We start from the raw sequence: 24,431 nt of genomic DNA, 5'->3' as shown, positions 1-24,431 counted from the left end.
AAGACAAAGATGTTGCCGTCATAAGTTGCGATACAGCCGCTATAACGGCAACCCCCACGGCCCGCTTCAGGTGGGCAGGCTGCCACTTTTGCGCCCAATCAGTTTGTCCAAAAATTGCTGCGCTCGCTCGGTAGCAGGACGGGCAAAAAAGTCCTCTGGGGCTGCTTGTTCCACGATTTGGCCTTGGTCCATAAACACCACACGGTCGGCCACCGAGCGGGCAAAGTCCATCTCGTGCGTGACGCAGACCATCGTGATGCCTTGGCGGGCCAATGTGGTCATCACATCCAGTACCTCGTGCACCATTTCAGGGTCGAGGGCGGAGGTGGGTTCATCAAACAGCAAAATATCGGGCGACAGACACAGCGCCCGAGCAATCGCCACCCGTTGCTGCTGGCCCCCAGAGAGTTGCAACGGAAACTTGTGTGCCTGATCGGCAATGTGTACGCGCTCCAATTGGGCCAGTGCATGGGCTTGGGCCTGTGCGCGTGGCACCTTGGCGGCATGGATCGGCCCCAGCGTCAGGTTGTCTAAGACACTCAGGTGCGGAAACAAATTGAACTGCTGAAACACCATGCCGACATGGCGGCGCACTTGGGCAATAGTGCGCTCGTCTTCTTGGCCTTCGGGGTGCAACGGCACTCCAGCCACCCACAGGTGGCCCTGCTGGAAAGGTTCTAGTGCATTGATGCAGCGGATAAAGGTTGATTTGCCTGAACCGGATGGCCCACACACCACGAGCCGCTCACCACGGGCTATGTCCAGGTCTATGTCGCGCAGCACATGAAAGTCTGTGCCAAACCATTTGTTCAGTTGCTGAAAACGGATCAGCGGGGCCGTATCGGCAGGGGCAGTCATGGCTTCTAGCATTCAAAAAATCAGCGGGCGTGGCTGCCTGCCTGTTGTTGCTCCACCCATAGGCTGTAGCGCGACATGGCGGCACAAACAACAAAATAAATCAGTGTGATGAACAGATAGCCCTCAAGCATGAACGGACGCCACATGGGGTCGCCACTCAGGGCCAGCCCCAACGAGCCGGTCAGCTCATACAAGCTGACAATGGTGATGAGTGAACTGTCTTTGAAGATGGAGATAAAGCTGTTCATCAGCCCCGGCACCACCGCGCCCAAAGCTTGCGGCAACACCACCAGCCGTTGGGTTTGCCACCAGCCCAACCCGATGCTGGCGGCGGCCTCGATCTGGCCGCGTGGCACTGATTGCAACCCAGCACGCACGGTTTCTGCCAAGTAGGCGGCAGCAAACAAGGCAATGCCCAGCAGCACACGCAGCAGCACATCGGGCGTGGCCCCCGCTGGCAGAAACAGCGGAAACAAAAAACTGGCCATAAACAGCACTGAGATCAACGGCACACCGCGCACCAGTTCGATATACAAGCTACACAAGGCCCGCACGGCGGGCATCTGGGAACGCCTCCCCAGTGCCAACAGCACCGCCAGCGGACAGGCCAGCACGATGGACAAGGTACTGAGCATCAACGTGAGGGGCAAGCCGCCCCAGCGGTCGGTGGGCACAGAGGCCCAACCCAACACACCGCCCCCCATCAGGGCCACAAATACACCCCACACCAGCCCCCAAGCCAGCAGCAACCCACGGTTCCAGCAGCGGCGCATCCCGCTGGCTACTACCAGCGCCAGCAGCAGCCCGGAAGCTAACCAAGGGCGCCAGCCCTCTTCCTGCGGATAGCGGCCCAGAATGATGAACTGGTATTTCTCTGCCAACATTCCCCAGCAGGCACCGTTGCCCCGTGCTGCTTGGCAAGCGGCCACATCGGGTTGCCAAATGGCTTGCCACAAAGCCCAGTCGGCCAACGGTGGCAGCAGCCAGAGAGCGCAGCCGAGCAGGGCCAACGTGGTCAGGCTGTGCGCCCAGCCACCCAACCATTCACGGCGCAGCCAGCCCAGTAGCCCCCCGGTACGGGGGGGCGCAGGGCGGGCAGCTATCGAGCGTGCAGGGGGAGCGGACATGGGTTAACGCTCCTGCAATGCGGCCCGGCGGTTGATATGGCCCATGACCAAGGCGGTAGACAACGACAAGCCCAAATACACCACCATGATGACGGCAATGCACTCCAATGCCCGCCCCGTTTGGTTCAGGCTGGTATTGGCAATCGACACCACATCCGGGTAGCCTACGGCCACCGCCAGCGACGAATTTTTCGTCAGGTTCAAGTATTGGTTGGTCAGCGGTGGCACGATGATGCGCAGCGCCTGCGGCCCTGTGACATGGCGCAGCGTTTGGCCCCGGCCCAAACCAATGCTCAGGGCGGCTTCGATCTGGCCGCGTGGCACGGCCGTGATGCCCGCGCGCACCACTTCGGCCACAAAGGCGGCGGTATACAACGTCAAGCCTAACAGCAGGGCCAAAAACTCGGGTGAGAGCGCCGCACCGCCTTCAATGGCAAAGCCTTGCAGCGTGGGCAAGCTCCAGTGCCAACCTTGTGGGCCTTGCACCGGAAACGGCAAGCTCAGGCCAGCTTTGCTCCAGAACACAAAGTCGCCCCAATGCCAAGCCTCCGTGGGGTCGGGCAGGTATTCCACCAGCAGCAAATACCACAGCAACAGCTGCACCAGCAATGGCACGTTGCGAAACAGCTCGACATAGCCCCGGCACAGCATGCGCACCGGCAAATTGCGCGACAAGCGCCCAATGCCCACCAACATCCCCAGCAGGGTACACAAGACTATCGCGGCCACCGACACGCGCAAAGTGTTGAGCACACCCACAGCAAAGGCACGGGCGTAGCTATCGGTGGAAGCAAAGGCAATGGCTTGCTCACCGATGTCAAAGCCCGCCGTCTGGCTGAGAAAATCCCAACCACTTTGAATACCCCGCGCCGCCATATTGGCTTGGGTGTTGTGTACCAACCAACCCAAGCCCAGCACCACGGCCAGCAAGGCCAACAACTGCCACACTAACGCCCGTGTGCCGGGGTGGTGCCAAGACCAGCGCCGCCGCGCGCGTGGTGGCGCTGGACGGGGGGCAATCAGTGGGTGCTCACGCCCCCTCACCGCACCGGCAAAGCATAGAGCAGGCCACCTTGGTTCCACAGGCGGTTGAGGCCACGCGGCAAACCGACCGGGGTTTTCTCGCCCACGTTACGCTCGTAGATTTCGCCATAGTTGCCCACCGCTTGGACGGCGCGCACCAGCCAGTCACGGTCTAGGCCCAGCAGCTTGCCGGTGTCTTCGGTCTTGCCCAACAGGCGGCCTACCACTGGGTCGGTGCTTTCGGCTTTGAGTTGGCCTACATTGGCTTGGGTAATGCCATTTTCTTCGGCCTCGATCAGACCATACACCACCCAGCGCACAATGGCTTGCCACTCATCGTCACCCCGGCGCACCAGCGGCCCCAGTGGTTCTTTAGAGATCAACTCTGGCAAGATAACATGCTCTTGTGGGTTCTTGGCCTCTTTGGCCCGCACCGAGGCCAGCCCCGAGGTGTCGGTGGTATAGGCTTGGCAGCGGCCCGCAAAGTAGGCCGCATTGGCAGCATCAAACTTGTCAAACACCACCGGTTTGAGGTTGAGGTTATGCAAGCGTGAGAAATCGGTCAGGTTTTTCTCAGACGTGGTGCCCGACTGCACGCACACCGTGGCGCCCTTCAGCTGCTTGGCACTCTTGACCTTGAGTTTGGCGGGCACCATAAAGCCTTGGCCGTCATAAAACACCACAGCGGTAGCAGCCAGCCCCATTGAGGCATCGCGCGTCAATGTCACGGTGGTGTTGCGCGAGAGCACATCCACTTCACCCGATTGCAAGGCCGTAAATCGCTGTTGCGAGGCCAACGGCACCCACTTCACCTTGTTGGCATCGTTGAGCACAGCAGCAGCCACGGCCTTGGCAACATCTACATCCAGCCCCACCCATTGGCCTTGGCTGTTGGCGGCAGAGAAGCCGGGCACACCGGTACTCACACCTACGGTGATCTGGCCGCGCTGTTGGATGGTGTCGAGCGTTTTGCCTGCGTGGGCTACAGGCAGCAAGGCCGCCAGCCCCAAGGCCAGGGCAGTCAGGGAAGTGCGAAAAAGAGGCATGTTGCAATAGCGGTGTTGGAATGGCAAACAACCCCCCCGCCTTGCCAGCCACGGCACAGCACGGATGGACGGGGGGACACATGGGCTAAAGGTTAAACGATTTGCGCTACGTCTTCGAAGGCCAAGCGCGGGCCACGCGGATGGGTGCCACTGTGGTCAGCCACGCCCAAATTGACGATGAAGTTGACCTGATAGCGCCCATCGGGGAAAAACGCGTCATTGACGGCTTGGGGGTTGAAGCCCGATTGTGCTCCGGCATCGAGCCCCAGCGCCCGTGCTGCCAGAATCAGGTAAGCACCTTGCAGGCTGCTGTTGCGAAATGCCGTAGAGGCAGCCAAATCGGCATTGGCTTCAAACAACGGCTTGGCGTTATAGGCCGGGAATTGTTCGGGCAGGTGTTCGTAAAAGCGTGTGTCTTGGGCCACGATCACAGTGACAGCGGCGGCATCGGTCTGGGCCACATTGCCCGCCGACAGGGTGGGGCGCAGCTTGGCCTTGGCCTCGGGGCTGCGCACAAACACATAACGCGCAGGCTGTGCGTTGAAGGCCGTTGGCCCCCACTTGAGCAAGTCGTACAAGCGGGCGATGGTCTCGTCTGACACAGGTTCGGGCTTGAAGGCATGAACCGTGCGGGCTTCGCGGAACAACTGGTCTAGCGCAGCATCGCTCAAAGGGGGATGGAAAGACTGAGTCATGCAAACTCCAAAAAATTGGCAAAGATGGCACCCAATGTACGTGTAAGGGGTGGTTTTACCAAAGCATCAAACCACTTGTCCTCATAACCCAAGCGCCTAATTTATAGGCCTAAGTAGAACAAAAAAAAGCCCGCACCAGGCGGGCTGTGAAAGTTCCCCTTACCAGCTCCTATCAATGAATGGGATGTGCCAGATCACCACAGAAACCCAGTGTCGTGCTTAGACGCTGCATGGTCAAACCACCGATCCGCACATCGATATGCAGAAAAAACCCTTCTGTTCAGGCCGCCAATGGTTGTGGCTGGGCAGGTTGCGCAGGAAATGCCGGTCGGGGCAGCCCCAGATGTTCGCGCAGGGTGTGGCCGGTGTAGGCGGTACGAAATAAGCCGCGCCGTTGTAATTCGGGCACCACCAATTCAACAAAATCATCCAACCCGCCCGGCGTGCTGCTGAACATGACATTAAAGCCATCGCAGGCTCCCGTGTGGAACCAGTGCGCAAAATCATCGGCAATGCTCTGGGGCGTACCCACCAGCATCCGGTGGCCGCCCGCACTCCACCGGGTGAGCAATTGCTGCACGGTGGGGCGTTCATGGCGTATCCAATCCACCAGCAGTTTTTGTCGGCTTTTGTGTGCGTTGGTCTCGGGGATATGCTCGGGCAGTGGCACACGGTCGCTGGGCGATAGCCCGGTCAAATCCACGCCCAAGCTGGCATAGCTGGACAAGGCGCGCAACTGCACATCGGTATCACGATAGGCCAGCAGTTCGGCAAATTTGGCATTGGCTTCGGCGTGGGTGCGGCCTATCACTGGCATCACCCCAGGCAGGATGTGGATCTGTTCAGGAGACCGGCCATAGCGTACGGCACGGGCCTTGACGTCGCGGTAAAAGTCGCGCGCCTCGTCAATGTCTTGGGCAGCGGTATAGAGCAGTTCTCCCACGCGGGCAGCCAGATTTTTGCCTGCCTCAGAGGAGCCCGCTTGGCACAGCACCGGCCAACCCTGCACAGGGCGTGGCGCATTGAGCGGCCCCTTGACCCGGAAATGCTGGCCCACATGGTGCAGCAAGTGCAGTTTGGCCGGGTCGGCCCATTGGCCGCTGGCCTTGTTTTCCAAAAAGGCATCGTCAGCCCAACTGTCCCATAGCCCCGTGACCACATCCACAAACTCGTGGGCGCGTGCGTAGCGTTCAGCGTGGTCGCGGTGGGCGGGCAGGTTGAAGTTTTCGCCCCCAGCAGTGGAGGTGACAATATTCCAGCCCACCCGTCCTTGGCTCAGGTGGTCTAATGAGGCAAAGTGGCGGGCCACGTTGTAGGGTTCGCTGTAGCTGGTACTGACGGTAGCGACCAGCCCAATGCGTTGGGTCACCAAGGCCAGTGCCGCCACCAGCACCAGTGGATCCCAACGCGGCGACAGTGGGGCAGTGGAGACGGTGGTGGCATCGCTGGCGGCAAACACGTTGTCGTAAAAAAACAGGGCATCAAAGCAGGCGGCTTCGAGCTTTTGTGCGTACTCCTTGTAGCGGTCAAAGTTGCGATAGGCGTCGGTGTGGGCCGCAGGATGGCGCCAGCTATCGCCCTGAACGCCCGCGCCAGTAAAGTAGGCGCCCAGCCGTAGTTGTCTTGGTGTGGTGGTCATGCGCAAGTGCTCTCTGAGTGGGGGTCAGGCGCTGCGCAGCACCGGGTCAAATGTACGGCTCCATAAAGGGGCTACCTGTGCTGGGCCATCGAGCACGCCCAGTTGCAAAAAAGTGTCGGCCACAGCTTGGTGGCCTTGCACTACGGCGTTGTCCACCGCGCGTAGCGCATAGTTGGTGCTGCGGTTGTTCCACAACTCAATCAAATCGCCCACCGGAATGCGGGTCTCCTGTGATTGCGCCTTGGCATAGGCCAAATAATTCTGGTTGGCCCAGTGGTAGGCCGTGCGCAGGCGTTGCAAGTAGTCGGCAATGGCCGCTTGTTTGAGTGTGTCTTCCACCGATTGCGGATTGGCATAGACCGGAAAGTTGCCCGATAGGTAGCCCAAGCCCGTCTTGAGCACCTGCGCGCCATATTTGATGCGTGCGGTCTGGCCGTTGTAGCCATAAATGGCCCAAGCATCGATGTCGCCCCGATCAAATGCAGACAGCCCATCGGCAGGGGTGAGATTGATGGGGGTGATATCGTTAAAGCTCAACCCAGCCTCGGCCAGTTGGCGGCTCAGAAAATAATGGGCCGTAGTGGCGCGCACATAGCCTACCCGCTTGCCTTTGAGGTCAGCAATGCGCTGAATGCCGCTGTCTTTACGCGCCAGTGTGACTTGGCTGTTCAGGTCTTCACGCACTACGGCAATAAAGCGCACCTGGGTTTTTTGCCGTGCCGCAAACAGGGCCGGGATCTCACTGCCCGAACCCAAATCCAGCGCATTGCCATGAATAGCCTCGATGTGCAGCACACCATTGTTGAGCTCGCGCCATTCGATTTTGTAGGGGGTCTGGGTCAGTTGTGCCGCCGTTAACAGCGCCCGCCAGTTGCCCTTATAGGTGCCAATGCGCAGTGTGACGCCTGATAGGTCGGCCTTGGGGGCCGCCCGCGCCCCCAGTGGCAGCAACAGACCCGCGCCACTGGCCGCAGCGCCAGCCAGCCATTGACGCCGCGTACTCTTTCCCCAATTGCTTTGCATGGTGCACCTCCAAAAAATCTGAAGGAGGCAGCATAGAAATCTGGGGCAAGGCTGCCAACGAAGGGCTGGTAGCAACGATATGCGTAAGTTTTAAGGCTATTTGCTGTGGGCGCTACGCCCCACCTTGGGGGCACTGCTGGTGCCAGTGCATGCAGCCAGGGGCAGGCCATGACTGTCCACTGCCAACAGATCCCTTATATCCCGCCGGGTTGAGCATGGATCAAAGAAATGCGGTGCAGCCCCTGAGCATCCAAGCGCAGCACTTGCGCACGGGCAGGTTGGGCGGCCAAATCCCAATCGCTCAATACCATGCGCGATAAATGGGGGGCCAAAACATGCTCTGCCGGGCGATGGGTATGACCATGAATCAAGGTGTTGGCTGTTGCGGCCTCTAACCACGCGATAGCGGTGGCACTGTCCACATCGGCATAGAAGGCACCCGATTGTTTGCGCGCCTCACTTTCTTGCCGAATGTGGCGGCCTTGTACCCGACGCTGCGCCAAAGGCTGGGCTAAAAACTGCTGTTGCCACGGTGCGCTGCGGGCCACAACCCGAAAACGCTGGTACTCCACATCGTCAAGACACAGGGCATCGCCGTGGCTGAGCAACAGGCGTTGCACACCCCATTGCAGCACGGTAGGGTCTGTCAGGATGTGGATGCCACACTGTTGGGCGAACGCAGCCCCGAGCAAAAAATCCCGGTTGCCCGCCATAAAGAAAACCGCTCGGCGCTGTGCCGCTGCCTGTAACACCGTTGCACAATGGGCCTCAAAGCTGTCTGGCTCTGCCAAGGCATCATCGCCCACCCAGACCTCAAACAAGTCTCCCAAGATGAAAACAGCATCGGCGGGTGTGGTGTGCAAATAGCATTGCCATGCCGCACTGGTGGCTGCATCGCCCGAATGCAAATGCAAATCAGCAATGAAATCAACCGTGCGCCAGTGCGATGGAGCTACAAGCTCCTCGAACCGGGGCACGGTCGTAGTCACGGGGACAGAGAGAAACGGTAGGCTTAGAGTGCCACAGCCTTTTCGATCACTACGTCTTCTTTGGGTACATCGTCATGGAAGCCGCTGCGGCCTGTTTTCACGGCCTTGATTTTGTCTACCACCTCGGTGCCCGAGACCACCTTGCCAAACACTGCATAGCCCCAGCCTTGGGCGCTAGGGGCAGTATGGTTCAGGAAGCCATTGTCGGCCACGTTGATAAAAAACTGTGCCGTGGCCGAGTGCGGATCGCTGGTGCGGGCCATTGCGATGGTGTAGTTGGCGTTTTTCAGGCCGTTGTTGGCTTCGTTCTCGATCGGGGCATCGGTGCCCTTTTGCTTGAGGCCCGGCTCAAAACCGCCGCCCTGGATCATGAAGCCCGGAATGACGCGGTGAAAAATGGTGTTGTCGTAATGGCCCTTACCCACATAGGCCAAAAAGTTGGCTACCGACTTGGGGGCCTTGTCTGCGTCGAGTTCCAGGGTAATGACGCCATAGTTGGCAATGTGCAGTTCGACTTGGGGGTTGCTCATGGCAAAAGGCTTTCTATCAAAAAGGGTTAGGGCAGCACAGTGGCTGAGGTAATGGTGATGGGCGTGGTGGGCACATTTTGGTGGAACCCCTTGTTGCCAGTGGGCACCGCCTTGATTTTGTCTACCACGGCAGTGCCATCAATCACTTTGCCAAAGACTGCATAGCCATCATTGCCGGGCTGACGGGCATTGAGCATGTCGTTGTCTTTGACATTAATGAAGAACTGCGATGTGGCCGAATGTGGATTGCCAGTGCGTGCCATCGCAATGGTATAGGTCTGGTTCTTCAGGCCATTGCCCGACTCCAGCATGATGGGCGTCTTGGTGGGTTTTTGCGTCATGTCGGCGGTAAAGCCACCGCCTTGGATCATGAAGCCGTCAATGACGCGGTGGAAAATAGTGCCGTCGTAGTGCTTGTCTTTGACATAAGCCAAGAAGTTTTCTACCGACTTGGGTGCCTTGGCCGGGTCAAGCTGCACCACGATATCGCCCATCGAGGTACTGAGCTTGACTTTAGGAGCGTCTTGGGCCGCCACAGGTTGCACCATTGCCAGCCCTAAGACCAAACTGCTGGCGGTCAGTGCCAGCACAGACTTTCTTCTGGAAATCATCAACTGATCACTCCTTCATAGAATATTTGCCATTGGTCGCCTTGGCGTTTCCAATATTGGCGCCGGGTCGTGCCGCTGCGCTCACCCTTGGCAACTTCACCAAAGGTGACAACCATTGTTTCGCTGGAATCTCGCCAATGGAGATAGGACTTGTCTTTGAGTTCTATTTCCTTGCTTCGCTGCGCATTGGCCAGCCGGTTCAGCCACTCTTGCCGGGGTTGTTGCGAGGCGCTTTTAAAGTCTCGGGCGTAGAAACGTTGTAGCCCTTGCACATCCCCTTGCACCTTGGCGCTGCTCCAAGCCTGGAGCACAGCGTCAAATTGTTGGCGGGCTGTCTCTACACTGTCTGGCGCTACCCAACGCAGCTCAGGGGCAATGACTACCGGTGTGGCACGTTCTACTGTGCGCAGCAGACGCTCCAAATCGGGGTTAGCCAATGCTACGCAGCCATCGGTAGCTTGGGGCGCACGGGCAAACTGTTCTGGTGGCGTGCCATGCAACCAAATGCCGCTGCCGGTTTTGCCCCGGCTGAGATCCAACGGATTGGGGTAGTTCAGTGGCAACGCCCCTGCACCATAGAAATCACGCAAAGTAGAGGGGTCTAGGCGGCTGGTGATGAAGTACACACCGATGGGTGTACGCTGGTCGCCTTCCACGTATTTATCAATCCCCAGTTTACCCACCGAAGCGTAGTAGTCGGCCACCAAGCGCAGGCCATCGCGCGTGTTTTCAAACAAATACAAGCGAGAGCGAGACGCATCTACTGCCACCGCATGGCGCTGGCGTGGAGACAGGGTCAGGAACTGGGCCGGAATAGTGTTGGCCGGCGGGCGCGCATGCAGTGCTTGCAGCCGTCTGCGGGACTCCTCACGCAGCACATTCAGATTGTGGTTTTCGGTGGTGGTGGCCGGCAAATGGGCCCCTGGAACGGCACTGATTTGCTGCGCTGGGCGCGCCCGTGCAGCCAGCAGATCACCCAGCACCAATTGGGCCAGTTGGAAGTTGGGGTAATCACGCACCAAACTTTCGGCACCGGCCAAGGCCTCTCGGTGTTGGCCCTGCCCCACCGATTGGTAAATCTCTAGTAGACGCGTCTCGGCCTGACCATCAACCAGAGCCGCTGGTGGCGCTTTGCTGCTGGCTTTGGCACTGGCACGGGCCGATGTCTTAGGGTCTTGGGCTATGGCAGATGGTGTCTGCGTTACCAAGAGACAGGTCAGAGCAGCCGCCAGTACCGGCCAGCGACTTGTGGTGTTGGAGCGGGAGAAATACCGAGAGATCACATCGATTTCCATATCCATGACGCAGGCGGCAACCAAGGCCGCTCAGTTACCGACGGTTTCGCGCACGATCACCCAACGCCCCTGAATCTTGTTCATTTCTAGGGTTTTGCGGCTGCTGGTTTGTAGTGATCCGGCGCTGTAGTCCTGGCGGAAGCGAGCGATGGCTGTATCGCCTTCTGTAGTGACTTTCAGGTCACGCACATTGACGCTGATGCGAGATTTGCCCTCAATGCGCGAACGCCGCTCTGCTTCCCATTCTTTGCGGCTTTGCTTGCCCGAAGGAACGGTATTTTTGGCATAGGCCGCAAAATAGCCGTTCAGGTCTTTGCTGCCCCAAGCACTGGCCCATGCTTCTACGGCAGTCGTCACTGCCTGCACAGCCGCTGCGTCTGCAACAGGCACCGCAGGCGGGGGTGGCACAGGCGCTGGTGGTGGCGGCGGCGCTACCGGGCTAGGCGCCGGTGCCGGCTTGACGGCCACTGGTGCTGGTGCTGGTGCTGGTGCTGGTGCTGGTGCTGGTGCTGGTGCTGGTGCTGGTGCTGGTGCTGCTGTGCTCACACCGGGCTTGGCCGTACCGGTTGGGAAGGCCAAGCCTTCAATCAGTTCCAGCTTGGGTTGCACGCTGGCTGTCTGGGTGCCATCGAGTTGCAGCGCCTTGTTGTAAGCCGTGCTGGCCAAGCGGGCATAGACATCGCCCAGATTCTCATGGGCCGTAGCGTAGCTGGGGTTGGTACGAATCGCCATTTCCAGCGCAGAGCGGGCCTTGTCAAACTGGTTCTGCCCGGCATAGAGCACCGCCAGATTGTTGTAGGGCTCGGGCAACTCGGGGTAGTCTTGGGTCAGCTTGGTAAAGACGGCAATGGCCTGCTCACGTTTGCCCGCTTGCGTCAGGGCCACACCGCGCAGAAAACGCAGTTGCGGATCACGGGGCTTGGCTGTCAGCAGTTGGTCTGTTTTGGCTAACGCATCCGCAGGCTTGCCTGCGCGCAGCAGCTTCTGGATGTCGCCATATTCATCGGCCTGGGCTATGCCAGAGCCTAGCAATGCAGTCAAGGTCAGCAGGCGCAGAACATGGGAGAAGGTGCGGCGAACGTGCATCATGAAGAGGGGAAAATGGAGGGGCCGTAGCAGGCCCGCAGGCGCTTATACTGGCGCGGATTGTAGCGGAGGGGGGCCGAACCAAGACCTATTCCCTCCACCAGTGCTGTCATTGCCTGCCAGACTACCGATGGGTCTGCGTGTTTGCTTCCCAACCCTCTCTTTCCCTGATCTCACTATTCCATGAGTCTGCGTATCTACAACACGCTATCGCGTGCCTTGGAGGCGTTTTCGCCGCTGGAGCCGGGCCATGTCCGCATGTATGTCTGCGGCATGACGGTGTATGACCTGTGCCATCTGGGCCATGCACGTTCTATGGTTGCCTTTGATGTGGTGCAACGTTGGCTCAAGGCCAGCGGCTACCGTGTCAGCTATGTACGCAACATCACCGACATTGACGACAAAATCATCCAGCGTGCCGTGCAAAATGGCGAGAGCATCCGCCACCTGACAGATCGGATGATCGACGCCTTGCACCAAGATGCCGATGCCTTGGGCATTGAACGCCCCAGCCACGAACCGCGCGCCACCGACTATGTGCCGCAGATGCTGTCGCTGATTGGTCAGCTTCAAGACAAGGGCTTGGCCTACCCAGCGGGCAATGGCGATATGAACTATGCTGTGCGCAAGTTTGTAGGCTATGGCAAGCTCTCGGGCAAGTCGCTCGACGAGTTAAATGCTGGCGAGCGGGTGGCGGTACAAGATGGCAAGCACGACCCACTGGATTTTGTCCTCTGGAAGTCCGCCAAACCCACCGAGCCTGCCGAAGTGCAGTGGGAGAGTCCGTTTGGTAAAGGCCGCCCCGGCTGGCATATTGAGTGCTCGGCGATGGGTTGTGCGCTGCTAGGCCAGACCTTTGATATCCACGGTGGCGGCGCTGATTTGCAGTTTCCGCACCACGAAAACGAAATCGCCCAAAGCGAAGGGGCGCACGGCCAACCCTTGGCCCGCTTCTGGATGCACAACGGCTTTATCAACATCGACAACGAAAAGATGTCCAAAAGCCTGGGCAACTTTTTCACCATCCGTGATGTGCTGCAAAAATACGATGCCGAGACGGTGCGTTTCTTTGTCGTGCGCAGCCACTACCGCAGCCCACTCAACTACAGCGATGTGCATCTCAACGATGCCCGTGCCGCACTCAAGCGCCTCTATACCGCCTTGGCCGAGGTGCCCGCCGCAGACATCGCCATCGACTGGGCCGATCCTTATGCCGCCCGCTTCAAAGCAGCGATGGACGAGGATTTTGGCACCCCTGAAGCCGTAGCCGTGCTGTTTGATTTAGCCAGTGAAGCCAACCGCAGCAAATCGCCCCAAGTGGCCGGACTGCTCAAGGCACTGGGGGGCGTGCTGGGCTTGCTGCAAACTCCTGCGCAAGATTTCCTGCAGGCGGGCAGCAGTCTAGACGTCAGCGCCATCGACACACAGATTGCCGCCCGTGCTACAGCCAAAGCCGCCAAAAACTGGGCCGAGGCCGACCGTATCCGCAAAGAGCTGCTAGAACAAGGCATTGTGCTCAAAGACAGCCCCACCGGCACCACTTGGGAAGCTGTGCAATAGCCGTTCTACCCCCTGCACCGCCTGTGAAAACCGCCAGAAAAACCAGCCGCTACACCAGCCACCCCGACCTGCCGCCCTATTGGGCGCAGGCTTGCGCGCAGCTGATGCAAAAAGATCGGGTGTTACGTCGCCTGATTCCGCAGTTGGGTGAACATGTGCTGCGCCCAAGTCGGGATGCTTTCACCACACTGGCTCGCAGCATGGTGGGGCAACAAATTTCGGTCTCAGCCGCCAGAACGCTGTGGCAGCGTCTGTTGGCGCTGTTGCCTGCACCGCTGGTTGCAGAGCCAATGCCCCCCACCACGGTGGTGCAACTGGCCTTGGATTTGGCCCCGCCACCCGTTGCTGATGAACCGCGCCGGGTCTTGCCAGCAGATGTATTGCAGCTGAAGGTCGACGACATGCGTGCCGCAGGGCTATCGCCGCGCAAGGTAGATTACCTGCTGGATCTGGCACAGCACTTCGTCCACGGCAAACTGCGTCCCCAAAGCTGGGCCACCATGGACGATGAGGCCATCATCCAACAGTTGATGCAGTTGCGAGGGGTGGGCCGCTGGACAGCAGAGATGTTTCTGATGTTTCATCTGCTGCGCCCCAACGTGTTGCCATTGGATGATGCTGGGCTGATCCGTGGCATCAGCCACAATTATTTTTCTGGTGATCTGGTGAGCCGCAGTGAAGCACGCGAGGTAGCACAAGCCTGGCAGCCGTGGTGCAGCGTAGCCACTTGGTATATTTGGCGCTCGCTGGAACCCCAGCCGCTAGCGCCCTGAACGCCGTTGCTCCCGCCAGATTCGGCGCTGAGAACGCACAAGGAGAACCCATTTTGGCCAAAAAAACTTTTCTCGATTTCGAGCAACCCATTGCTGAACTCGAAAGCAAAATTGAAGAACTGCGCTATGTGCAAAACGAAAGCGCCGTCGATATCTCCGAAGAAATCGACCAACTCAGCAAAAAAAGCCTACAACTCACCAAGGGCATCTACAGCGAGCTGTCACCTTGGCAGGTCACCAAGATTGCCCGCCACCCCGAGCGCCCCTACACACTGGACTATGTGCAAGGCTTGTTCACCGATTTTGTTGAACTGCATGGTGATCGCCACTTTGCCGATGACAAATCCATCGTAGGCGGTTTGGCACGCTTCAATGGCAACGCCTGTATGGTGCTGGGCCACCAAAAAGGCCGCGATACGAAAGAGCGCGCCCTGCGCAACTTTGGCATGACCCGCCCCGAGGGCTATCGCAAGGCACTGCGGCTGATGAAAACCGCCGAGAAGTTCAAGCTGCCAGTCTTCACCTTTGTCGATACGCCTGGTGCTTTTCCGGGCATTGACGCTGAAGAGCGCGGCCAATCTGAGGCCATTGGCCGCAACATCTACGAGATGGCACAACTGGAAGTGCCCATCATCACCACCATCATCGGCGAGGGCGGCTCTGGCGGTGCGCTGGCCCTGAGTGTCTGCGACCAATTGCTGATGTTGCAGTATTCGATCTACTCGGTCATCAGCCCTGAAGGTTGTGCCTCTATCCTTTGGAAAACCAGCGACAAAGCACAAGATGCAGCCGAAGCCCTGGGCATTACCGCACACCGCCTGAAGGCTCTGGGGCTGGTGGACAAAATCGTCAATGAACCGGTGGGTGGTGCACACCGCGACAGCAAACACATGGCGGCCCTGCTCAAGCGGGCGCTGGGCGACGCCTTCCGGCAGGTAGCAGACCTCAAGGTAGATGAGCTGATAGAGCGCCGTTACGCCCGTCTGCAAAGCTATGGCCGTTTTAGCGACACCAAAGCCAACCACCGCTGAACCAAAGCCACTTCGGCAGCCATGACGCAGTGTTTTGAGGCGGCCATCGCGGCCTTTCACCCTGTGCTGCCTCTCACCATCGCCTTGAGTGGCGGTGCGGACTCCACCGCACTGTTGCTGGCCTGCGCCCAGCGTTGGCCAGGCCAAGTGTCGGCTATCCATGTCCACCACGGCTTACAAGCGGCAGCCGATCACTTTGAACAGCATTGCATCGATTTATGTGCACGGCTTCAAGTGCACTTAACGGTGCAACGCGTCGATGCCCGCCATGCCCGTGGACAAAGCCCAGAAGAAGCGGCCCGCACAGCACGCTACCAAGCCCTGCAAACCGCTGCAACAACCCATGCCATAGCACCAGCGTCTATCGCACTGGCACAACACGCCGACGATCAAGTAGAGACGCTTCTGTTGGCACTCTCGCGCGGGGCTGGAGTGGCCGGGCTGGCAGCCATGCCCGCACAGTGGCAACGCGGCGGGTTGGTTTGGCACCGGCCCTTGCTATTGGTCGCTGGTGCAGACATCCGCCGTTGGTTACAAACCCAACACCACAACTGGGTCGAAGACCCCAGCAACACCGACGAACGCTACACACGCAACCGCATCCGCGCCCGCCTGTTGCCCGTGTTAGAAGCTGTCTTCCCGGCGTTTCGTGCAACTTTTGCCCGCAGTGCTTCCCATGCAGCACAAGCCAAGGAGTTGTTGTCAGAGCTGGCCGAGCAAGACTTGGCCCAAGTGGGCAACCCACCCCACATCCATGCGTTACAAGCCCTCAGCCCGGCACGCCAAGCCAATGTGCTGCGCCACTGGTTGCTCATCGCCCACCAAACAACTCCAGCCAACAACCAGTTAACCCAGTTGCAACAGCAAATACACGCCTGCACCACGCGAGGCCATCGCATCCACCTCAAGGTAGGGCGTGGGTTCGTCATCCGCACTGGTGCGGTGCTGCATTGGTACAATTGACAAGTTTTGGCCTACTTTTGCACGAAACGCGGCGGCGCCCCAAAACATTGTTCAACCTGCGCCGCGCCCTCTGGGTTTCGTCACCACACATCTCCAATGGCATTGATCGTTCATAAATATGGCGGCACGTCGATGGGTTCGCCCGAGCGCATCCGCAACGTTGCCAAACGCGTGGCCAAATGGGCGCGCGCTGGCCACCAGATGGTGGTTGTACCCAGCGCCATGAGCGGCGAGACCAATCGCCTGCTGGGTCTGGCGGGCGAACTGGCTCCTGCCAAATCTACGGCTGAGTACCAACGCGAGCTGGACATGCTGGCTGCTACAGGTGAGCAGGCATCATCGGCCCTGTTGGCCATTGCCTTGCAGGCCGAAGGGCTGGACGCCATCAGCTATACCGGCTGGCAAGTGCCTGTGCGCACAGACAGTAGCTACACCAAAGCCCGCATCGAGTCGATTGACGATCAGCGCGTACGTGCCGATTTGGCCGGTGGCAAGGTAGTGGTTATCACGGGCTTTCAGGGCATTGACGAGGACGGCCACATCACCACCTTGGGTCGTGGTGGTTCTGACACCTCCGCCGTGGCGATTGCGGCTGCCATGAAGGCTGACGAGTGCCTGATCTACACCGATGTGGATGGGGTGTATACCACCGACCCACGCGTGGTGCCTGCTGCTCGCCGTTTGCACACTGTCAGTTTCGAAGAAATGCTCGAAATGGCCAGTTTGGGTAGCAAGGTGTTGCAGATTCGTTCGGTCGAGTTTGCTGGCAAGTACAAGGTGCCCATGCGGGTGCTGTCAAGCTTCACCCCTTGGGACATTGACCTGGCCGAAGAAGCCCAATCGGGCACGCTCATCACTTTTGAGGAAGACGAAAAAATGGAAAAAGCCGTTGTATCCGGCATCGCGTTCAACCGTGGCGAAGCCAAGATCTCGGTTCTGGGTGTGCCCGACACCCCCGGCATTGCCTACCGTATCCTCGGCCCGGTGGCAGAGGCCAACATCGAAGTGGATGTCATCATCCAAAACATTAGCAAAGATGGCAAGGCTGATTTCAGCTTCACCGTCAATCACAGCGATTACAACCGTGCCTTGGATCTGCTGCGCACCAAGGTGGTGCCCGAATTGGGCGCCCAAGAAGTGGTCGGCGATCCCCATATCTGTAAAGTCAGTATTGTCGGCATTGGCATGCGCAGCCATGTGGGCGTAGCCAGCACCATGTTCCGCGTGCTTAGCCAAGAAAACATCAACATCCAGATGATTTCTACTTCCGAAATCAAGACCTCGGTCGTCATCGACGAGAAATACTTGGAACTGGCCGTGCGCGCTTTGCACACCGCCTTCGATCTGGACAAACCTGCCGAGTGATTCTTGCAACCACCCTGAAAATCAGGGTACAATGGCAGGATTGGAAACGTGACCGAGTGGCCGAAGGTGCTCCCCTGCTAAGGGAGTATGGGGTGTAGAGCCTCATCGAGGGTTCGAATCCCTCCGTTTCCGCCAAAACCAGCCCCCTGAAGCAATTCAGGGGGCTTTTTGTTTTCCAAGTCTGGTATCCGCTTTTTAAAAGCATGTTGTGAACTACCCAGCAGCAGTCCATACTTCACCCGGTGCGCGGGAGGGAAGCCCCGGAGTTCAGTCCGGGGTTAAGCGCAATCCATAATCTACGTCATGGACTGCACCAAAACCCTGCGTCTGCGCATCAAAGACAAGCACGCCAAAGTGCTGGCGTTGATGGCGCGTGAGGTTAATCAGGTCTGGAATTTTTGCAACGAAACCAGCCACCGCGCCATCCGCGAGCGCCACCAATGGCTCTCGGGCTACGACCTGCAAAAGCTCACCAACGGTTTCAGCCAGTGCGATCGCATACACATCGGTTCGCCCACTGTGCAACAGGTGTGCGAGGACTACGCCAAAGTACGCAAGCAATTCAAAAAAGCCAAACTGCGCTGGCGTATCTCCAACCCCCAGTCCAGCAAATACAGCTTGGGCTGGATTCCGTTCAAAGCGCGGGCCTTGCAATACAAAGCGGGGCAAATCGCCTTTGCGGGTCATCGCTTTTGTTTGTGGGACAGCTACGGCCTAGCGGACTACGAGTTGCGTGCGGGCCGTTTTAGCCAAGACAGCCGGGGTCGTTGGTATTTGAATGTGGTGGTCAAGGTGCAGGCCCAGGCCAGTGCGGGCGCAGCCAGTGTCGGTATCGACTTGGGTTTGAAAGAGGCGGCGGTCACTTCTACTGGCGAACGCATTGAAGGGCGTTTTTACCGCAAGCTCGAATGCAAACTCGGTATTGCACAGCGGGCGCACCAAAAGCACCGGATCAAAGCCATCCACGCAAAAATTGCCAACCAGCGCAAAGATGTGCTGCATAAGTTCAGCACGGAACTGGTGAAACAAAACGCCGCTATTTTTGTCGGTGATGTGAGCAGCGCCAAGCTGGTCACAACCAAGATGGCCAAGTCCACACTGGATGCGGGCTGGGCCATGCTCAAGACGATGTTGGAATACAAGAGCCATCAGGCCGGTGTCGTCTTTGAAGTAGTGAATGAAAGCTACACCACCCAGACTTGCTCGTGCTGCGGGGCCATCCCTGCCAGCAGTCCGAAAGGTAGAGCGGGTTTGCGAATAAGAGAGTGGAAGTGCAGCGAGTGCGCAGCGGAACACGACCGCGATGTGAATGCGGCACGCAACATTCTCGCGGCGGGGCATCGCCGTCTAGCAGTAGGAATCCCCGTCCTTTAGGGCGGGGAGGATGTCAACGTCTCTGTCTCTGTTACAGCCCTCTGTCCCGTATTGCACAACCCCTCTACTGGGGCACGCTCTGGCTGATTGGCAGACGTCACATGCAAAGCCCGCAAGTGCTCGAATGTATCGGTCCCGCTGCCTACACCTTGCTGCCTTGTCTGCGCGTGTACCCATCTCGTTAATGCTCTGGGCTGCTACAGTCAAAACCAAGGTGGCAGCGGCATTGGTTCAAAAAGAAGGCTGTAAAGTCGCCAACCCCTCCACCCACGAGACGGTGGCAGCCACCTCGCCCACCCGCAACTCATGGCCCACAGCAAACTCACGGAAGGTGGTACGAATGGGTGTATTTTCTAACTGGCGACGGATAGATTGGGCATGGACGGCAGGCACCACGGCATCGTGCGTGCCGTGGCTTACCCACAACTGGTGGCCTTGAAAGGCGCTGCGTTCGGCCTGCAAATCCAGCATGTCTGGCAATACATCTGGCAACAAACGCCCATGCCAAACAATGGCAGCACGCATAAGCTCAGGGCGCCCCAACAGCAGCGACAAAGCCATGATGCCGCCCTGACCAAAACCAGCCACCACTACATGCTCTGGTGTAATGCCCAAGCGCAGCCCTGCCGCCACGATGCTTTGCACCACCAGTGCACGACTCTGGGCTTCTTGCTCCAAATCGATCACCGGACTGCCACCAGGCGGTATTGCAAAATCAAACCAAGCATGGGAGCCCGGCCCCATACGGTGTGGTGCACGCAGACTCAACAAGTAAAAACGCTCAGGAAATGCCGTAACTTGCTGTAGCAAATCGTGCTCGTTGCTGGCTACATCATGTAGCAGCACCAGCAGCCAAGGCCGAGGCGTGCCCGGCGCTGCAGGGCGTTGTAAAAAAGTCAGTGGCAAATCCAGCATGTCAGGCTCCCACCATGGTCAAGCAAAACAGGTTGCACTTTACTCTGAGCCACGCCAACATGCTCTAGGGTACGGATGGATACCTTGCCTGTTCCACCCCCTGCCTACAAGGCCAGTGCATCAATAGCCAACCCATAGCCCTGTACCCCCAAGCCACACATCACGGCCTTGGCTACCGCCGACAGATAAGAATGGTGGCGAAAGCTCTCGCGCGCATGAACGTTGCTGATGTGCAACTCGATCAGCGTTACCCCTGTGCCCTTGATGGCATCGGACAGAGCGATGCTGGTATGGGTATAGGCTCCCGCATTGAGCACGACACCAGCCAATTGCCCGGCCGCGTGTAAACGACCTGCCTCATGAATCCAGTCTAACAGTACACCTTCGTGGTTGCTTTGGTGAAAACGCAATGCAAAACCATGCCGAACGCAAGCGGCAATGCAGATTTGCTCTACATCAGCCAAAGTCTGAGCACCATAGACAGTGGGCTCGCGGGTACCCAATAGGTTCAAGTTGGGCCCATTGAGGACAAAAACAGTTTTCAACAGCAAACTCCTGACATGCCAGTCCCATCCGCCCCCTGTGCCGACAGGGCCAAATCGTGCATTATCAACGCCCGCGCACCAGCTCAGCGACGATCCCAATCACCACGGCGATCATGCCCATACCGATGGCCCCGGTCATGGTGGTGGTGCCGATGGTGCCGACGACCATCACGATAGTAATACCCCGCTGGCGGAGCCACATAAACGGGAGGGGCATAGTAAACGGGACGCGGGGGCGGAGCGTAATACACCGGCTGAGGGGGCGCTGGGTAGTAGACCGGGCGGGGGGGTGGGGGGGTCAGATACACCGGAGCTGGAACCACACGCACCGCACGGCCATTGTCCACATCCACCACCACGCCGGGGGTGCTGATCCCTATCGACCAATTCACATCGCGGGCTTGCGCAGCGCCAGTACCCAGCAGTGCCGCCAAGGTCAGGCTGGCACCTGCCAGCAGTGCGCTAAAAAAACGGTTGCTTGCCATACCGAAATCTCCTGAAAAGAAAACCACAAACCCGAATGTCTGCGGTTGAATGCAGACTTAACGCCGCACAGCGGCTACAGGATGGCAAGAAAAGCCAGCAAACTTGTTTCTGGACGTATATCTAACGGCCATAGCACCACCACCGTCACCATACCCGCCACCTAAAATGCCCGCTATGAGTATTCCCACATCTGCCCCCGCCGCTACTGCGGCCCCTGAAGTCACCAAAACCAGCAACTTCTTGCGCCAGATCATCGAACACGACCTGGACAAAGGCACTTATGCCAGCCGCCGCTGGGCGGGTAGCCCTGGCGATGCCGCTCACCACGCTGCGGGCGCGCCCGACCCGGCCAAAATCCGCACCCGCTTTCCGCCCGAACCCAATGGTTATCTGCATGTGGGCCATGCCAAATCCATCTGCATCAATTTTGGCTTGGCGCGCGACTATGGTGGCGTATGCCATCTGCGCTTTGACGACACCAACCCAGAAAAAGAAGACCAAGAATACGTCGACAGCATCATGGATGCCGTGCGTTGGCTGGGCTTTGACTGGAGCCAACCGGGCAACGACCAGCCCTACCAGGCCAGCGACTATTTTGACTTCATGTACCGGGCTGCCGAGGCTTTGATTGAGACCGGCTACGCCTATGTGGACGAGCAAACTGCCGAAGAAATGCGCACCAACCGGGGCGACTTTGGCAAACCCGGCATAGACAGCCCGTACCGCAGCCGCACTCCCGCAGAAAATCTGGCCCGCTTTCGCCAAATGCGCGATGGTGCTTTGCCCGATGGTGCAGCCGTGCTGCGCGCCAAAATCGACATGGCAAGCCCGAACATCAACCTGCGCGATCCAGCCATTTACCGCATCAAGCACGCGAGCCACCACCACACTGGCGACCAATGGTGCATCTACCCGATGTACACCTTTGCCCACCCGATTGAAGACGCACTGGAACAAATCACCCACAGCATTTGCACATTGGAGTTTGAAGACCAGCGCCCGTTCTACGACTGGCTGTTGCAACGCCTGATTGAGGCCGGTTTGCTGGCAGCACCTGCACCGCACCAATACGAGTTTGCACGCCTGAACCTGACTTATGTCGTCACCAGCAAACGCAAGCTGGCACAGCTGGTGAATGAAGGCAAAGTCAGTGGCTGGGATGACCCACGTATGCCCACCATCGTGGGCCTGCGCCGTCGGGGCTACACCCCCGAGAGCTTGCAACTGTTTGCTGAGCGCATTGGCGTGACCAAGAGTGACAGCTGGATCGACTACAGCACGCTGGAGGGTTGCCTGCGTGAGACCCTTGAAGCCACGGCACACCGGGGCATGGTGGTGCTAGACCCAGTGAAATTGGTGCTCACCAACTGGGACGAAGTGATGGGAGCTGGACATCTGGAGCCTTGCGTCTTGCCCGCATTGCCCCATCCCCCAGCAGGCACCGAACCACCGTTACGCCACTTTCAGATAGGTAAAGAGGTTTGGATTGAACGCGAAGACTTTGCCGAAGTCCCGCCCAAGGGTTATAAGCGCCTGTTCCCCGGCAACAAGGTGCGCCTCAAGGGTGGCTATGTGATTGAATGCACCGGCTGCACCAAGGATGCCCATGGGCAGATCACCGAGGTGCTGGCCACCGTAGTGCCCGATACCAAGAGCGGCACGCCCGGTGCCGATAGCGTCAAAGTCAAGGCTGCCATCACCTGGGTCGGCGTGAGTGACGGCATACAGGCCGAAGTGCGCATGTACGACCGCCTGTTTGCTGACGCCCAGCCCGATGCCGGAGGCAAGGACTTCTTGCAGGCGCTCAACCCCAACAGCCTGAAAGTGGTCACAGCCATCATTGAACCTTCGTTGGCCCATGCCCAACCCGATGCCAAGTTTCAATTTGAACGCCACGGCTACTTTGTGGCCGACCGCGTAGACCATGCACCGGGCAAACCAGTGTTCAACCGGGCTGTGGGGCTAAAAGACAGTTGGGCCTGACAGGCTCAAAAGCCGCGCATCACAGCCCATTCATCAAAGGGTGCGCGGCCTGCCTCAAGGGCATTGATGGGAGCCGCAGTGTCTTCATAGCCCAATGCCACGCCACAGGCAATGGTGTAGGGCTGGGGCAAGGCCAACGGCTCGCGCAGCACCTCGGTATATTTGCGCCAAAATCCCTGTGCACAGGTAGCCAATCCGCTTTCAGTGGCTTGGAGCATCAACGATTGCAGGTAAATCCCCACATCCATCCACTGCGGCAGGCCCATACGCTCATCAATGCAGATGAAGATGCCCACAGGAGCGCCAAAGAATTGCGCATTCTTGGCCAGTTGTTGCAACCGTGCAGCTTTGTCTTCGCGGGGGATGCCCAAGGTGCGATAAAGGTCTTCCCCGTTGGCAAAACGGCGCGTGCGGTAGGGCTCCCACAGGTTGGGTGGATACGACAAACTGTTGGCATATTCTTGGGGGTTTGATTGAGCAGCGGCCTGGAGCACCTGCGCCAACGCCTCGCCCGTCAGGGCCACCACACGCCAAGGTTGCAGGTTGCCCCCCGAAGCAGCGCAGGCAGCGCGCTCGAGCACAGTACGCACCAGCAGGGCACTCGGGGTTTGTGGCAAAAACGCCCGCACCGAACGGCGCTGCTGCAAGGCTTGGGATACATCCATCGGTCTGATCTCCTGATACAAAAAAGAAAGTGGCTCCAGCCCTTACTTGCCCACCAAGGCATTGAGCTTGTCTGCCTCGAACTGCTCCTGTCGGGCGGCATCAGCAGGCACGCAATTGCCGTTCTGGGGGGCGGCAGCCAACTTTTCTATTGCTTGCCACAGCAGGGCAATCTGGTGTTCTTGGGCACTGGCGTTATCGATCAGGCCACGCATGGCCTGAGAGAGAGGATCATCGCTTTGCGTGACACCATAGGCAGAAAACCCCATTTTGGAGGCGGCTTCCTCGCGACGCACATCGGCCTGTGCCTCAATGATGCGGGCCGGATTGCCCACTGCCGTGGCACCTGCCGGTACGGGCTTGGTCACCACGGCATTGCTGCCGATTTTGGCCCCATCGCCCACCGTGAAGCCGCCCAACACCTTGGCACCCGCTCCCACCACCACATTGGCCCCCAGGGTGGGATGGCGCTTGGTGCCTTTGTAAAGAGAAGTGCCACCAAGCGTGACACCGTGGTAGATGGTGCAGCCGGGGCCGATTTCGGCGGTTTCGCCAATGACTACGCCCATGCCATGATCAATAAAGACACAGGGTGCAATCTGGGCACCGGGGTGGATTTCGATACCCGTGAGCCAGCGCGCACTGTGAGAAATGAAGCGCCCGAGCCACTTGAGGCCATGCGTCCAGCACCAATGGGCACGGCGGTGCAGCACCAGTGCGTGCAGGCCGGGATAGCAAGTCAATACCTCCCAAGTGCTGCGCGCAGCCGGGTCGCGCTCAAGAATGCACTGGATATCGGAGCGCAGGCGGGTGAACATGGAAAGAAAGTACCGTGCAAGCCAAAGAGCTGG

General features: G+C 58.7%; 24 protein-coding genes and 1 tRNA gene. 8 read left to right on the top strand and 17 right to left on the bottom strand.

Annotated elements, in window-relative coordinates; translation table 11 throughout:
• Positions 1 to 66: 66 nt before the first annotated feature.
• The 12 genes from ACFO6X_RS10300 to ACFO6X_RS10245 form a co-directional block, all read right to left on the bottom strand.
• Positions 67 to 858, bottom strand: coding sequence for an amino acid ABC transporter ATP-binding protein (locus tag ACFO6X_RS10300; RefSeq protein WP_382432681.1), 792 nt, complete (start codon positions 856 to 858; stop codon positions 67 to 69).
• A gap of 20 nt (positions 859 to 878) precedes the next feature.
• Complete coding sequence (locus tag ACFO6X_RS10295; RefSeq protein WP_382432679.1) at positions 879 to 1,985, bottom strand: amino acid ABC transporter permease; 1,107 nt, start codon at positions 1,983 to 1,985, stop codon at positions 879 to 881.
• A gap of 3 nt (positions 1,986 to 1,988) precedes the next feature.
• Complete coding sequence (locus tag ACFO6X_RS10290; RefSeq protein ID WP_382432677.1) at positions 1,989 to 3,029, bottom strand: amino acid ABC transporter permease; 1,041 nt, start codon at positions 3,027 to 3,029, stop codon at positions 1,989 to 1,991.
• Positions 3,026 to 4,054 (bottom strand): amino acid ABC transporter substrate-binding protein, encoded by a 1,029-nt coding sequence (locus ACFO6X_RS10285; RefSeq protein WP_382432675.1) that lies wholly within the window; start codon positions 4,052 to 4,054, stop codon positions 3,026 to 3,028. The genes ACFO6X_RS10290 and ACFO6X_RS10285 overlap by 4 nt, the downstream gene beginning before the upstream one ends.
• A 92-nt stretch (positions 4,055 to 4,146) precedes the next feature.
• The gene (locus ACFO6X_RS10280; protein ID WP_382432673.1) at positions 4,147 to 4,749 is read right to left on the bottom strand and encodes a malonic semialdehyde reductase; all 603 of its coding nucleotides are present in this window, start codon (positions 4,747 to 4,749) and stop codon (positions 4,147 to 4,149) included.
• Positions 4,750 to 5,029: 280 nt separating this feature from the next.
• Entirely contained in the window at positions 5,030 to 6,388 is a 1,359-nt protein-coding gene (locus ACFO6X_RS10275; RefSeq protein WP_382432671.1) for an LLM class flavin-dependent oxidoreductase, read from the bottom strand.
• Between the two features lie 24 nt (positions 6,389 to 6,412).
• Positions 6,413 to 7,411 carry an ABC transporter substrate-binding protein gene (locus tag ACFO6X_RS10270; protein WP_382432669.1) on the bottom strand — a complete coding sequence of 333 codons (999 nt, stop codon included), beginning with the start codon at positions 7,409 to 7,411 and terminating at the stop codon, positions 6,413 to 6,415.
• 194 nt (positions 7,412 to 7,605) lie between these two features.
• Complete coding sequence (locus ACFO6X_RS10265; protein WP_382432667.1) at positions 7,606 to 8,400, bottom strand: UDP-2,3-diacylglucosamine diphosphatase; 795 nt, start codon at positions 8,398 to 8,400, stop codon at positions 7,606 to 7,608.
• 23 nt (positions 8,401 to 8,423) lie between these two features.
• Positions 8,424 to 8,930: a peptidylprolyl isomerase gene (locus ACFO6X_RS10260; RefSeq protein WP_382432665.1), complete on the bottom strand. Its 507-nt coding sequence runs from the start codon at positions 8,928 to 8,930 to the stop codon at positions 8,424 to 8,426.
• 26 nt (positions 8,931 to 8,956) lie between these two features.
• Positions 8,957 to 9,541, bottom strand: coding sequence for a peptidylprolyl isomerase (locus ACFO6X_RS10255; RefSeq protein ID WP_382432663.1), 585 nt, complete (start codon positions 9,539 to 9,541; stop codon positions 8,957 to 8,959).
• On the bottom strand, positions 9,541 to 10,836 hold the full coding sequence (locus tag ACFO6X_RS10250; RefSeq protein WP_382432799.1) for a L,D-transpeptidase family protein: 1,296 nt from the start codon (positions 10,834 to 10,836) through the stop codon (positions 9,541 to 9,543). Before ACFO6X_RS10250 ends, ACFO6X_RS10255 begins: the two co-directional genes overlap by 1 nt.
• A 30-nt stretch (positions 10,837 to 10,866) precedes the next feature.
• On the bottom strand, positions 10,867 to 11,925 hold the full coding sequence (locus ACFO6X_RS10245) for a YybH family protein (protein ID WP_382432661.1): 1,059 nt from the start codon (positions 11,923 to 11,925) through the stop codon (positions 10,867 to 10,869).
• 180 nt (positions 11,926 to 12,105) lie between these two features.
• Here ACFO6X_RS10245 and cysS point away from each other — a divergent pair, with 180 nt between their 5' ends.
• The 7 genes from cysS (at position 12,106) to ACFO6X_RS10210 (ending at position 18,988) form a co-directional block, all read left to right on the top strand.
• Positions 12,106 to 13,482, top strand: coding sequence for a cysteine--tRNA ligase (cysS, locus tag ACFO6X_RS10240; RefSeq protein ID WP_382432659.1), 1,377 nt, complete (start codon positions 12,106 to 12,108; stop codon positions 13,480 to 13,482).
• A 23-nt stretch (positions 13,483 to 13,505) separates the two neighbouring features.
• Positions 13,506 to 14,255 (top strand): DNA-3-methyladenine glycosylase family protein, encoded by a 750-nt coding sequence (locus ACFO6X_RS10235; protein ID WP_382432657.1) that lies wholly within the window; start codon positions 13,506 to 13,508, stop codon positions 14,253 to 14,255.
• A gap of 53 nt (positions 14,256 to 14,308) precedes the next feature.
• On the top strand, positions 14,309 to 15,286 hold the full coding sequence (locus tag ACFO6X_RS10230; RefSeq protein ID WP_382432655.1) for an acetyl-CoA carboxylase carboxyltransferase subunit alpha: 978 nt from the start codon (positions 14,309 to 14,311) through the stop codon (positions 15,284 to 15,286).
• Between the two features lie 21 nt (positions 15,287 to 15,307).
• Positions 15,308 to 16,249 (top strand): tRNA lysidine(34) synthetase TilS, encoded by a 942-nt coding sequence (tilS, locus tag ACFO6X_RS10225; RefSeq protein ID WP_382432653.1) that lies wholly within the window; start codon positions 15,308 to 15,310, stop codon positions 16,247 to 16,249.
• A gap of 96 nt (positions 16,250 to 16,345) precedes the next feature.
• Complete coding sequence (locus tag ACFO6X_RS10220; protein ID WP_382432651.1) at positions 16,346 to 17,614, top strand: aspartate kinase; 1,269 nt, start codon at positions 16,346 to 16,348, stop codon at positions 17,612 to 17,614.
• 42 nt (positions 17,615 to 17,656) lie between these two features.
• Positions 17,657 to 17,749, top strand: a tRNA-Ser gene (locus ACFO6X_RS10215).
• A 168-nt stretch (positions 17,750 to 17,917) separates the two neighbouring features.
• Positions 17,918 to 18,988: an RNA-guided endonuclease InsQ/TnpB family protein gene (locus ACFO6X_RS10210; protein ID WP_382432649.1), complete on the top strand. Its 1,071-nt coding sequence runs from the start codon at positions 17,918 to 17,920 to the stop codon at positions 18,986 to 18,988.
• A gap of 231 nt (positions 18,989 to 19,219) precedes the next feature.
• Here the strand turns inward: ACFO6X_RS10210 and ACFO6X_RS10205 are convergent, their stop codons facing one another.
• The 3 genes from ACFO6X_RS10205 to ACFO6X_RS10195 all read right to left on the bottom strand — a co-directional run bounded on the left by ACFO6X_RS10205 (position 19,220) and on the right by ACFO6X_RS10195 (position 20,933).
• Complete coding sequence (locus tag ACFO6X_RS10205) at positions 19,220 to 19,903, bottom strand: alpha/beta hydrolase (protein WP_382432647.1); 684 nt, start codon at positions 19,901 to 19,903, stop codon at positions 19,220 to 19,222.
• Between the two features lie 104 nt (positions 19,904 to 20,007).
• Positions 20,008 to 20,451 carry a type II 3-dehydroquinate dehydratase gene (gene aroQ, locus ACFO6X_RS10200; RefSeq protein ID WP_382432797.1) on the bottom strand — a complete coding sequence of 148 codons (444 nt, stop codon included), beginning with the start codon at positions 20,449 to 20,451 and terminating at the stop codon, positions 20,008 to 20,010.
• 80 nt (positions 20,452 to 20,531) lie between these two features.
• Positions 20,532 to 20,933 carry a hypothetical protein gene (locus tag ACFO6X_RS10195; RefSeq protein WP_382432645.1) on the bottom strand — a complete coding sequence of 134 codons (402 nt, stop codon included), beginning with the start codon at positions 20,931 to 20,933 and terminating at the stop codon, positions 20,532 to 20,534.
• Positions 20,934 to 21,108: 175 nt separating this feature from the next.
• Between ACFO6X_RS10195 and ACFO6X_RS10190 the strand changes: the two genes are divergently transcribed.
• Positions 21,109 to 22,917, top strand: coding sequence for a glutamine--tRNA ligase/YqeY domain fusion protein (locus ACFO6X_RS10190; protein ID WP_382432643.1), 1,809 nt, complete (start codon positions 21,109 to 21,111; stop codon positions 22,915 to 22,917).
• A 5-nt stretch (positions 22,918 to 22,922) separates the two neighbouring features.
• On the opposite strand, the gene ACFO6X_RS10185 is transcribed toward ACFO6X_RS10190, so the two are convergent.
• Both ACFO6X_RS10185 and cysE read right to left on the bottom strand, forming a co-directional pair.
• Positions 22,923 to 23,582, bottom strand: a complete 660-nt coding sequence (locus tag ACFO6X_RS10185) for a nitroreductase (protein WP_382432641.1) — start codon at positions 23,580 to 23,582, stop codon at positions 22,923 to 22,925.
• Positions 23,583 to 23,624: 42 nt separating this feature from the next.
• Positions 23,625 to 24,398 carry a serine O-acetyltransferase gene (gene cysE / locus ACFO6X_RS10180; RefSeq protein ID WP_382432639.1) on the bottom strand — a complete coding sequence of 258 codons (774 nt, stop codon included), beginning with the start codon at positions 24,396 to 24,398 and terminating at the stop codon, positions 23,625 to 23,627.
• Positions 24,399 to 24,431 lie beyond the last annotated feature (33 nt).

Origin of the sequence: Giesbergeria sinuosa (assembly GCF_042652905.1) — a bacterium.
Classification (GTDB): Bacteria; Pseudomonadota; Gammaproteobacteria; order Burkholderiales; family Burkholderiaceae_C; genus Simplicispira; species Simplicispira sinuosa.
This window is presented reverse-complemented; position numbering and strand designations above follow the sequence as displayed.